A 12,309-nucleotide genomic window follows, 5' to 3' on the forward strand; every position below is an offset into this window, starting at 1 on the left:
ACAAAAATTTTGTTGTCTACATTAATGTCCCCGCCGCTGGCGCGCTCCTCATCAGTAAGCGTAGCTCCCAGCGGAATTTTTGCAATTACAGCATTAGCATTACTTTTCATCAGCGTCATGTCGGCCACTAGATACGTCAGGTTCAACCTGTTCGGATTTAAATTACTCATAAATATTAATGGTTTAATGGTTAATTGTTGGTGGTTGATTGTTAATGGTTAATGGTTGATGGTTGATGGTTGGTGGTTGATGGCTCTTGTTTCTTGTCTCCTGATTCATGCCTCCTTCTTATTGCCTACTGCCTATTGCCTACTGCCTATTGCCTCCTTCCTACTTCCTACTGCTTACTGCCTCCTGCTTACTGCTTACTGCCTCCTGCTTATTGCCTACTGCCTACTGCCTACTGCCTACTGCCTACTGCCTTTCAAACTCAATCAATCAAATCAACTTTCACAGTCAGCTCTGACGTTTCCAGTAATTGAGCGGCATCTGGAGGCCAGCTCAGGATGCTCGAAAACCCTGGAGGCACAACGGCAGTAAATTCATAAGTTCCTGCAGGCACAGCCTTGGCAACACTCTTGTTCAAAGAAAACTTTACATCGCCGCTTTCTCCAGGCTGCAGCCCGCCGCCGGGTACAACTAAACTTATCAGTCCCACATTATTAGATTCAAGATCCGGGATTTTGTTTTTGTACGTCGTGGCAAATGCAGTCAGTGGGTGATTTCCCTGATTGGTATACTTCACTATAGTTTCAAAAAAATCGCCGGTCTTTTTTACATTCGGAATTTCTACCGTTGTATTTTCAAATTTGATTGGGTTTTTAACATCTACAATCACCGAGTAAAACTGAATTTTGCCACCTGAATCGCTTTCTGCCTGAAGGCTGAACGTTTTGGGATATTTAAAATCGGTATCCTTTCCAGCTGCAGGATACTCCTCTTTTCCTGTGCCTATAAAGCGATACAGTTTTTCTCCCTTAAAAGTAATGGTTGGAGTAAGATGACTGAAATCAGTCCCAACAGGGACAAAAATAAATATCTGTTTTTTTTCATTATCAATTTTTGCAGCCGCTATATCTTGAGACAGCGCGCTGTTTTTGCTTTTCTCAAATTTAAAAGCACTTATTTCGGGCGTTTCAGATGTATGCGGTGTATCCAGTTCTACTAACACTTTGTAGTGAATCGACTGGGCAGGATTTTTAATAGACGTAATCGTATAAACTACCGGCTGTGTCGAGGAGAAGGTTTTTTTTGTCCCTATTTCCGGCGAGATCTTAAACTTCGTCTGATCAAAGCTCACTTGTTTTAAACTCAGTTCCAATGTCGATCCGCTGGGAATTTTTATAATTATTTCACCGTGCTGAGTCTCTGCATTGTTCTCGATTTTGGGAGGCGTGATGGCTGCCGAAACAGATGCTGCTTCCGTAAAAACGAAATCAGTCAGTAAAGCTTCCTTAATATCAACTGTCTCGGTTTTGGTTTCAGTGCCTTTTGAGTCGTCGCTGCAGCTCAATAAACCAAAAAATAAAATCATGCTAAGGCTGATAGTTTTAATAGAAAAATTCATAATGGCTTTTTTAAAATTGTAGTTTTATTTTTTACAGTTTTCAAAAATAAGAAAATTAGTATTTTATATGAAGTTATTTTTCTTATAATTTTTTGTTAAGTTTTTGTACGAAATTGATTTGCATGAAGTTAAAACCAATTTAAAATCATTGCAGCCTGAGTTGTATTATTTTTTGGAGCAGAAACATTAGGCATTTTTTGGAAAGATGGTTCCCGCTCTGCGCTGCAATCTTTGCGGGCTGAACCCCAGCCCACAAAGGATTTCCACTTCGATCGGGGCTAAAGAGAGACATTTGTTTTTTTTAGTGATTAAACTTCACCCAAGTCTTAATGCTCAATTACATAATCGAGTCCAGTTTGCAATCAGCGGCTATAAAATCATACAATAAAAAAAAGGCTTACTAGCTGTAAAACTAGAAGCCTCTTATGTATTTTGTGCTAAGCAGCATTTAGCAGAAAACCAAAACCATATTAGTTTTTAGCCCTTAATCTGCTTTAGTGAAGTTTTGATTCCTTTGATTAATGATGAACTGAAACCGTGAAGTTCCATTTCGTTCAATCCCGCAATAGTACATCCCTGCGGTGTAGTAACACGGTCAATTAACTGTTCCGGATGTCCTTTTTCCTCAAGAAGCATTTCGGCGGCACCTTTTACCGTCTGCGCCGATATTTCTAAGGCAGTCTTCCAGTCAAACCCAATCTCGATTCCCGCCTGCATAGAAGCACGAATATATCGAAGGGCAAATGCAGTTCCGCTGGCAGCAAGAACAGTCGCTGCGTCCATCAGTTTTTCGTCAATGATCGGAGCTGTTCCTAAACCTTGAAAAAGAGCAACAGTCTGCTGGGCTTTGTCTTTGTTTTTTTCGTTAAATGCAATACACGTAGCCGATGCGCCAAACTGTGCCGCAATATTTGGCATAATACGCACCGCCGTATGGCTCTCCCCTATCTTGTTTTGTAAATTTTCTATAGAAAGCCCGCTTACTGCAGAAGCGATTACTTTGTTTGAAATAGCAGGCAGTATTTCGGCCAGAACAGTATCTACCTGATAAGGTTTTATAGTCAGGATTATAACATCTGCTTCCTGAATATTGCTGGTATTATCAGTAGTGACAGTAATTCCTAATTCTTTCAAATGAGAAATAGGCGCCAGGTTGCGTCTGGTTACCGTTACCTGATTGTCTTTAGTAAATTTTGCTATTCCTATTGCGACAGAAGCGCCAAGGTTTCCTCCGCCTATGATGTGTACTTTCATTCTGATTGGTTTAATGGTGTATGTATATCCTGAAAAAATGGAACCACAAAGTACACGAATTATCCCGAATTTATTATTTTAAAATCTAAATAAATTCGGGATAATTGTTATATTCTAATATAACTCCGTAACTAATACTAAACAAATCTAAATAGCCACAGATTTTCTAAAAAAAAGAATAAAATCTGTGGAAATCTGTGTAATCTGTGGCAAAAAATATACCTGATATTCTTTGCGGACAGTAATATATTTAAAGTATGAGAGCCTTAATATCCTAGTATCAGTCTGGCTATTCCAAAATAAATCATGATACCAAAAACATCATTCGTAGTAGTAATAAAAGGACCTGTTGCTATAGCAGGATCAATTTTTCTTCTATATAAAAACAAGGGTACTAATACTCCTAACGTAGCTGCAAATACTATCACTACAAGCATAGAAATAGAGATGGCAAATCCAACTAAATACTGCTGATACATTAACGAATGGTACAAAAATAAAAACAATGATATGATGGTTCCCGAAATCATCGCAACCGAAAGTTCTTTAGACAAGTATTGTCTGCTGTATTGTTTTAAAGTACCGTTAGCCAAGCCCTGCACCACAATCGCCGATGCCTGAACGCCAATATTTCCCGCTGTCGCCGAAAGCAAGGGTACAAAAATCATTAAAGTAAAATACTGCTGCCCCGTAGTCTGATTCCCTTCCAGAACCTTTGAAGCTATAATTTCAATTACCATTCCTATCAGCAGCCACGGCAGTCTCGCTTTCATTAACTCCAGAACGGTATCACTTGATTCTACGTCATTGGTAATACCCGCTGCCAGCTGGTAATCTTTCTCTGCTTCGTCCTTGATTACGTCTACAATGTCATCGATGGTGATTCGGCCTACTAAACGTCCCAATTCATCTACCACCGGAATGGCTTCCAAATCGTATTTCTGCATGATTCTGGCCACCTCAACATCTTCGGTATCTACATTTACCGAATTCAGTTTTCGGATATACACATCGCTGATATTTGTTCTGGTTGAAGTCGTAAGCAGGTCTTTAAGCGACAATCGGCCTTTTAATCTGTCTTCATCATCAACCACATAAATAGAATGGACTCTGGAAATATTTTCGGCCTGAATACGCATTTCTTTCACACAGGTAAGCACGTTCCAGTTTTCATTAACTTTTACAAGCTCCTTGTGCATGATTCCACCCGCAGTATCTTCCTTATAGCGCAAAAGCTCAACAATATCCTTGGCATGCTCAACATCCTGAAGCTCTGATATTACTTCGGCTTTTTTCTCTTTTGAAAGTTCCCCGATAATATCGGCCGCGTCATTCGTTTCTAATTCGTCAAGCTCCTCGGCAATCTCTTTTGGCGAAAGCCTGCTTAATATATTCTCACGTAAATCGTCTTCTAATTCTAAAAGGATTTCGGCAGTTTTCTCACTATCTAAAACTTTAAAGATATAAGTCGCCTGATCAAAGTCCAGCTCATCTAAAATTTCGGCAATATCAGCATGGTGCATGTCATTCAGTAAAACTTCCAGCTGCTGGTCGTTTTTACTCTGAATGAATTCACCCAATTGCAGTATTAATTCTTTGCTGATTTTAAATTCCTCCATCGGCTTCAATTTTTTGGGTCAATGCAATAAACTCTTTGTAATCTAATTGTTCCGGCCGAAGATTAAAAACGGTATCTTCTCTCAGACTATCGGACAAATTTAAGGTTTTTAAACTGTTTCGCAACGTCTTTCTGCGCTGCTGAAAAGCCGTTTTCACAACAGTAAAAAACAATTTTTCGCCACAAGGAAGGCTATAATCTTCTTTCCTGCGCATACGCATCACCCCCGACTTTACTTTTGGTGGCGGATTGAATACATTTTCGTCTACGGTAAACAAATATTCCGTATCATAGAAAGCCTGTGCCAAAACCGACAGGATTCCGTAAGCTTTTGATCCTTTTTTCTCGCAGATGCGTTCTGCTACTTCTTTCTGGAACATTCCCGCAAATTCAGGAATCTGATTGCGGTATTCCAATGTTTTGAAAACAATCTGCGTCGAAATATTATACGGGAAATTTCCAATTATTGCGAACTGCTTTCCCCCGAAAACTTCATTGATGTCATATTTCAGGAAATCCTTAGAAATGATTCTATCTTTCAGCTTATCATAATGAACGCCCAAATATTCAACTGATTCGGTATCAATTTCGATCACGTAAGTATTGATTGGTTTTTCCAATAAATACTTGGTCAGCACTCCCATTCCAGGACCTATTTCCAGTACATCTTCGTATCCTTCTAAATTCAAGGTATCGGCGATGTCTTTTGCTACGCTTTCATCTTTTAAGAAATGCTGTCCGAGGTGTTTTTTGGCTGTTACTTTTTCCATTTTTTTTCTTTTAGATTTTTCGAATATTAGATTGTTAGACTTTTCGAGTTATCGAACCATCTAAAAATCGAATAATCCATTAATGCTCTGAAATCACTTCTTATTTGATAAAATCATTTACTCAAGATTTGAGTCTTTCAATCCCAATGCTATCAAGTGTTTTTCTATCGAATTCATATCGCAGACACGCCAATTTTCGTTTAAGGCATAATCTCCGCCTGCAAAAGTAACTATAAAATTATTTTTAGTTTTCAAATCCGCAATAGATTCGGTGTTGCCTCTGCTAATTTTTGGATTATTAGATAATTTTATCTCAAAGACAGCCACAATTTCATTGCCCTTTACGATACACAAATCTATTTCTGACCCGCTTTGCGTTCTATAAAAGAAAGGAACACATTGATTATTGAGGCTCGAAATAATTTGTTCTACTACAAATCCTTCCCACGAATTTCCAGCAACTGCATTTGAAATAAGAGCGTCGTAACTGTTTATCTGCAGTAAAGAGTGCAAAATCCCGCTATCCCGAATATAGATTTTAGGGCTCTTGACCATTCGTTTTCCAATATTTACAAAATAAGGTTCCAACCTTCGGATTATAAACGAATGCTCTAAAAAGTCTATGTATTTTTTTACCGAATTACTCGAGATTCCTAACGCATTCCCTAACATTGAATAATTGACTACCGAGCCTTGAATAGAAGCTATCATCCGCAACAATTTACCAATTAAAACAGGCGATGCCGATAAACCGAGCATTCTTAAATCAGTTTCGATATAAGTTTTGATATAAGCCTGCTGCCATTCCTGCCAAAAAAAATCATTAGGAGCCAGTAATGCCTTAGGATAACCTCCTCTAAACCAAAGTACTTCTAGTTTTATTTGAGTGGCTTCGTCAAATCGTATTGGAGTTAATTCTTTATAAACTATTCTTCCTGCTAATGTCTCTGAACTTTGAGATAACAATTCTGGTGATGCTGAACCCAATAATATAAATTGACCAGCCTTATCCTGTTTATCTATTAATGAACGTAGTAAAGGGAAAAGTTTTAAATCTCTTTGCACTTCATCGATAACGATGAGTTTGTCGGCATTTTGAGAAAGAAACCATTGTGCATTAGTATTCAATATCTCAAAATCATCTGTATTTTCTAAATCCAAATACAGTATGGGTTTGTCTATTAAAGGCTGTAAGTTTTTAACGAATGTAGTTTTCCCAACTTGTCTAGAGCCAATTAATCCCACAGATGGAAAAAATTCGAGTAATTTAGGGATTACTGTATTGAGTCTTCTATCTATCATCTCGCGAAATATTATTTTCAAATATACGCGATTAATTTTTAAAAAAGCTAATTAACCTTGTAAATTTGAAATTAAAATTAAAATTTACAAGGTTAATTTATTTTAATGATCTGAAATCACTTGCAATTCGGTTCTAAAAGTCAGCATTTTGTCTCCAAACAATTTTTCGCCTTCTTCTCTTAATTTTGGAGCGTCTTCCAAGTAATATCGATCTAATGTGTCTTTACTGTCTGTTGTGTATTGAACGGAGTAAGTAACTCCTCCCATTTCTTCTTCTACCAAAACACGGACCAAACGAGCCGAAATAAATTTTCCGCAAGCTAGCATTTCTGGAATGTGTTTGTGCTGCATCCAGATCATCCATTTATCGTGAACACTTTCGTGTATGTTTGTGGTAACGTTGTATATTATCATTTTTATTGTTGATTTGTTGATTTGTTAAACTGTTTAATTGGTGATTCGTTTAATCGTTAAATTCTATCAGACAAATAAACAATTAAACGATTGGAACCATTAACAGATTGAATATTAATTTCGTTAACGGTTGTTTTTCGATTAAACAAATAAACGATTAACCGATTAAACCCTCTTATAAATTCGTATCTCCCCGCAATTCCCTAAATTTCCTTCTGGCATCGACAAAATAAATACTGTCCTGATGGCTGAAAATAATTTTCTCATACAAAGCTTTTGCTTTATCAGGCTGCTGTAATTGTTTATTGTAAATCTCTGCCGAGAAATACAAAGCTTCGTCAACATAAATTCCGTCGCTGTGATGCTCTATTATGTCTTGATATTGTGCCAAAGCCAAAGCAGTATCACCCAATTTTTCATACAATCTCCCCAATCGCAATAAAGTAACAGACTCAATTTCCTGCCCTTTAAAACTTTTCAAAATCTGCTGAAACTGAACTACAGCTTCCTGATTTCTATTTTGGTACAAAAGATAATCTCCTTTTGCAAATTGCTTCAAAGCGGTTTGGGTCGAATCGGCAACTGTATTATCATTAATCAGCAGAAAATATTCCAAAGCATCATTGGCAATTAACTGTGTACTCGCCGATTTCAGCTCCTTGAACTGTTTCAAAGCCCATTCAAAATCTGTTTTAAAATAACTTGTTTTGGCCGATTTCAAACTTGCTTCATGCGAAAGAACATTGTTCTGCAAATTTTCCTGAATCTGTGAATAATAAAGCAATGCCTGATTGAACTTTTCTTCCGAAAGCAGAATATCTGCCAATTCCATTTTACACTGAGCCTGATCAAACTGATTCAGCTGCATTTCCATAGCACGTTTTACAATAGCTTTTCCCTCTATGGGGTTTTTCATTATAAAACTCGCAAAATGGGCTTGTTTCAGCTGCAAAGATAAGGTAACCGGAGTTATTCCATATTGCTTTAACAGTGCATTAAACTGCGCATCGATTGCAGCAAAATCTTTTTCCTGCGCTTTTTCCATTCGCATCTGCAGTAAATAACTTTGAGCCCTGACAATCAAATCGACATCAGTAGTGTTTTCTAAAACATAATTCATCACCTCTGTCGCAACTTCCTGATTCCCTTCTTCGATCGCCATCTGCCCTAAACTGAGAATATTCATCAGCGATTCTGGATTGCGTTTGTAAATCGCTTTTTCCTGAATAAAAGCTTTTCCGAATTCCTTCTGCTGCATATAAAACCAGCTCAGAAACTGATTCCAAAAAACATCCTGATTCTTTTGAACTCTAACAATTAAAGATTTTCGAAGGCTCTCATTAAATTTTGAATCTCCGTCTTTAGACATATACCGTGTTAATTGATTTTGAATCATCAATACCGACTGCTGGTTTTCGAATGCTTCTTCTAGAAAATTAGCAATCATTTGGTCTGTATTTCCTAATTGTCCGTACAGCAGTGCCGTTTGATATTTAAAGTCAAGAGTTGGTACCATTTCGCTCGCGGTCACATAGGATTTTAAAGCATATTCGAGCAGTACCTTTTTTTCAAAAGTATTAGCAACACCATACACCTCATTTGGATTTTTCCGAATCCGCTCGATTGCTTCATCATAATATTTTTTGGCCTTAGCATCATTTTTCTGTAACTGAAAATTGTACCCTAATTCGACCAAAAGCGTAGACTGTTTGGACCTTGCCATCCTTTCCTGAATTTCCTTTTCGGCCGGATCAAACTGAAGCAGCTGCTGCATACAGTCAATTTTTCGCTGAAAATAAAAAGGATTCGAAGGCAGACTGTTTGATAAATCCTGATAACTGACTAAGGCTTTCTCAAAATCTCCTTTATCATAATAATATTGCGCCAATTGCTCGTTTTGGGAAAAACAAGCCAATGAAAAAAACAGAGTGATATATAGAAAGATTTTTTTCATTGCATCTTATTCAATTTCAAAATTTAATTAAACCTATAACTTTTACGAAAAAGACAGTCCTTTTTTAGAATTTAACTTCCATATTATTAAAACTATGCCTGCCATAATAAAAGGAATACTCAATAATTGTCCCATATTAATAGGCATTTGATTTTCAAAAGACTCTTGATTTTCTTTAAAATATTCAATACAAAATCTAGCCGTAAACAATAAAATCAGAAAAGCTCCAAAAATCAAACCATTCCCTTTTTGATAGATTTTAGATTGGTATAAAAAATAAACAATCCCAAAAATAAGCAAATAGGAAAACGCTTCATATAATTGTGTTGGATGCCTCGGAATCAGATCATCTTTTTGAAAAATCACTCCCCAGCTTCCATCTGTAGGTTTTCCATAAATTTCAGAATTCATAAAATTTCCAAATCGAATAAAAGCAGCTGCAACTGGTACTGCAATTGCGATTCTGTCCAATTGCCACAATAAATTCACTTTGTACTTTTTACAATACATAATTACAGCAATAAGCACTCCAATTGTTCCGCCGTGACTTGCCAAACCTCGAAATCCGACAAAACTATAGCTGTCACCGATTTTTTTTATTGGTAAAAGAATTTCTATTGGATTTTTAAAAAAATAATCTGGCTCATAGAATAAACAATGTCCCAATCGAGCTCCAAGAACAGTTCCTACTATAATATAAATCAATATTTTATCCAGATTTTCAACTGGAATATTCTCTTTATCATAGATTTTTTTTACGATCTGGTATCCTAAAATTAGCCCCGTAACAAAAAGCAATCCATAATATTTGAGAGGAAAACTATCCGTTATCCAAAAAATTACAGAATCAACATTCCAATTAATTATTCCATTTGCCATAATTCTTCATTTGAAATTATACTCAAAAATCTTTAATAAATACAACTTAAACAAATTAAAACCATTAAGAAATTAAGTCTATAAAGCTTAAAATGCTCCTAAATTTCTTAATGGTTTAAAAAGATTTTATTTATTGAAACTAAAATTAATCTATAATATCAAACCCGCAGTATGGACGCAAAACCTCAGGTATTACGATTCCTTCCGGAGTTTGGTAATTTTCTAAAATTCCGGCCAAAACCCTTGGCAAAGCCAATGAACTTCCATTAAGCGTATGAGCCAATTGGTTTTTACCATCTTTGTCTTTGAAACGCAATTTCAAACGATTCGCCTGAAAAGTTTCAAAATTAGAAACAGAAGATATTTCCAACCAGCGTTCCTGCGCTGTAGAATACACTTCAAAATCATATGTCAAAGCCGATGTGAAACCCATATCTCCTCCGCAAAGGCGCAAAATTCGGAAAGGCAGTTTCAATTCCTGCAGAATATTTTTTACATGTTCTACCATTCCGTCCAAAGCTTCATATGATTTATCTGGGTGTTCTATGCGAACAATTTCTACTTTATCAAATTGATGCAGACGGTTCAAACCGCGAACGTGCGCTCCGTAAGAACCCGCTTCACGACGGAAACAAGGCGTATAGGCCGTTCTCAATATAGGAAACTCATTTTCGCTTACGATTACATCTCTAAAAATATTAGTTACAGGAACCTCAGCCGTTGGAATCAAATATAAATTATCAGCCGCGTCATGATACATCTGCCCTTCTTTGTCTGGTAATTGTCCCGTTCCATAAGCCGAAGCTTCATTCACAAAATGCGGTACCTGTACTTCCTGATAGCCTGCAGCCGTATTTTTATCCAAGAAATAATTGATTAAGGCACGCTGTAAACGAGCACCTTTTCCTTTATAAACTGGAAATCCAGCACCAGTAATTTTATTTCCAAGTTCAAAATCAATGATATCGTATTGTTTTACCAATTCCCAATGTGGCTGCGCAGCTTCATGCAAAACAGGAATATCACCTTCTTCATAAACATTTAAATTATCCTCAGGTGTTTTTCCAACAGGAACAATGTCTGCAGGAAGATTGGGTAATGTATATAATTTCTCTGTCAATTCATTTGCCAAAGCATCTGCGCTTTCTGCCAATGCTTTGCTTTTTTCTTTTAACAGAACTGTTTTTTCTTTAAGAATTCCGGCTTTAGATTTCTCTCCGGCTTTCATCAATTCGCCTATATCTTTGGATAATTTATTAGATTCGGATAAAGTGTTGTCTAACTCTACTTGCGCAGCGCGGCGTTTTTCATCCAGTTGTACCACTTCTTCAACAACGGCTCTGGCATCCATATTTCTTTTGGCCAAAGCGCTGATTACTTTCTCTTGATTCTCTCTAATAAATGCAATTTGTAACATAGTTTGATTTTTATAACTAAATAATGGAAGCAAATTTAAGGAAATGTTTGCTAACAACGAGACAAAGTTTCCCTTGCGCATTTATTTTAATTTTTAATGCTGCATTTTAAAATAAACCCCATTTTTGATGTCCAAGATATAATTCTCGCAAAGGCGCTAAGACGCAAAGGAATCCGATTTTAACTTTACGCCTCAGCGTCTTTGCAAGAGTGAAATAAAACTTAAATTAATAACTTGTGTACGCAATTTGTGGCAATTGATTTTAAAAAGTAAAAAAGTAAACACACTAAAAGTCCATAGTTTTGAACAAATTTTGAAACCGATAAAAGACCATTTTATCAATAGAATGATACTAAATTGAAGCTGTATGCTGGAATTTTAGTATAAAAAAAGACCGTTAAAATATTTTTTTTCTAATTTTACTAAAAACTAGAAATCATGTTATTAAAAAATATCGAAACCGCATTAAATAAACAAATCCGTATAGAGGCCGAATCTTCTCAAATCTATTTATCAATGGCCTGCTGGGCTGAAGTGAATGGCTTGGAAGGAATCGCTCAGTTTATGTACGCTCAATCAGATGAGGAGCGTCTGCACATGCTAAAGCTGATCAAGTATGTAAACGAACGCGGCGGTCATGCTCAAATTACCGATTTGAAAGCTCCAAAAACATCTTACGAAACTTTCAAAGGGATGTTTGAAGAATTATACAAACACGAAGTTTTTGTATCCGACTCGATTAATGAGTTAGTTCATATTACTTTTCAAGAGAAAGATTATGCCACTCATAACTTCCTGCAATGGTATGTAGCCGAGCAGATTGAAGAAGAAGCAACTGCCAAATCAATTTTGGATAAAATCAACCTTATCGGCGACGACAAAGGCGGATTATATCTTTTTGACCGTGACATCCAGCAGGTAGCTGCTGCTAGTGCTGCCACAAATGGAGGCGCTGCTGCCAAATAGTTAAGATACCTCTTAATAAATACTATCCCCAAAATGTACGAACAGCATTTTGGGGATTTTTTTTGCTCTAAAAGTGTTAAATTTTATTTAGAATAGATAAAAACAACATACATTTGCATTGGTTTTAAATTCTTTATACCAAAATTTCAAACAGATTCATAACTATAA

General features: G+C 36.5%; 10 protein-coding genes. 1 reads left to right on the forward strand and 9 read right to left on the reverse strand.

Annotated features, from left to right (window positions below; genetic code table 11):
• Positions 1 to 430: 430 nt before the first annotated feature.
• The 9 genes from C8P67_RS19070 to serS all read right to left on the reverse strand — a co-directional run bounded on the left by C8P67_RS19070 (position 431) and on the right by serS (position 11,175).
• Positions 431 to 1,567: a hypothetical protein gene (locus C8P67_RS19070; RefSeq protein WP_147298261.1), complete on the reverse strand. Its 1,137-nt coding sequence runs from the start codon at positions 1,565 to 1,567 to the stop codon at positions 431 to 433.
• Between the two features lie 477 nt (positions 1,568 to 2,044).
• Positions 2,045 to 2,821 (reverse strand): pyrroline-5-carboxylate reductase, encoded by a 777-nt coding sequence (proC, locus tag C8P67_RS19075; RefSeq protein ID WP_115814784.1) that lies wholly within the window; start codon positions 2,819 to 2,821, stop codon positions 2,045 to 2,047.
• Positions 2,822 to 3,087: 266 nt separating this feature from the next.
• Positions 3,088 to 4,440, reverse strand: a complete 1,353-nt coding sequence (gene mgtE, locus C8P67_RS19080; protein ID WP_115814785.1) for a magnesium transporter — start codon at positions 4,438 to 4,440, stop codon at positions 3,088 to 3,090.
• Entirely contained in the window at positions 4,427 to 5,209 is a 783-nt protein-coding gene (rsmA, locus tag C8P67_RS19085) for a 16S rRNA (adenine(1518)-N(6)/adenine(1519)-N(6))-dimethyltransferase RsmA (protein ID WP_115814786.1), read from the reverse strand. Before rsmA ends, mgtE begins: the two co-directional genes overlap by 14 nt.
• A gap of 117 nt (positions 5,210 to 5,326) precedes the next feature.
• A complete protein-coding gene (locus C8P67_RS19090) occupies positions 5,327 to 6,511 on the reverse strand; it encodes an ATP-binding protein (protein WP_115814787.1) in 1,185 nt (394 codons plus the stop codon).
• Positions 6,512 to 6,613: 102 nt separating this feature from the next.
• Positions 6,614 to 6,925 (reverse strand): DUF4286 family protein, encoded by a 312-nt coding sequence (locus tag C8P67_RS19095; protein WP_115814788.1) that lies wholly within the window; start codon positions 6,923 to 6,925, stop codon positions 6,614 to 6,616.
• 175 nt (positions 6,926 to 7,100) lie between these two features.
• Positions 7,101 to 8,879 carry a tetratricopeptide repeat protein gene (locus C8P67_RS19100; RefSeq protein WP_115814789.1) on the reverse strand — a complete coding sequence of 593 codons (1,779 nt, stop codon included), beginning with the start codon at positions 8,877 to 8,879 and terminating at the stop codon, positions 7,101 to 7,103.
• A 42-nt stretch (positions 8,880 to 8,921) separates the two neighbouring features.
• Positions 8,922 to 9,758: a prolipoprotein diacylglyceryl transferase gene (lgt, locus tag C8P67_RS19105; RefSeq protein ID WP_115814790.1), complete on the reverse strand. Its 837-nt coding sequence runs from the start codon at positions 9,756 to 9,758 to the stop codon at positions 8,922 to 8,924.
• Between the two features lie 145 nt (positions 9,759 to 9,903).
• Positions 9,904 to 11,175 carry a serine--tRNA ligase gene (serS, locus tag C8P67_RS19110; RefSeq protein ID WP_115814791.1) on the reverse strand — a complete coding sequence of 424 codons (1,272 nt, stop codon included), beginning with the start codon at positions 11,173 to 11,175 and terminating at the stop codon, positions 9,904 to 9,906.
• A gap of 438 nt (positions 11,176 to 11,613) precedes the next feature.
• Between serS and C8P67_RS19115 the strand changes: the two genes are divergently transcribed.
• Complete coding sequence (locus tag C8P67_RS19115) at positions 11,614 to 12,141, forward strand: ferritin (RefSeq protein ID WP_115814792.1); 528 nt, start codon at positions 11,614 to 11,616, stop codon at positions 12,139 to 12,141.
• The last annotated feature ends 168 nt before the right edge of the window (positions 12,142 to 12,309 follow it).

It is taken from the genome of Flavobacterium aquicola, assembly GCF_003385115.1.
In the GTDB taxonomy this organism is placed as follows: domain Bacteria; phylum Bacteroidota; class Bacteroidia; order Flavobacteriales; family Flavobacteriaceae; genus Flavobacterium; species Flavobacterium aquicola.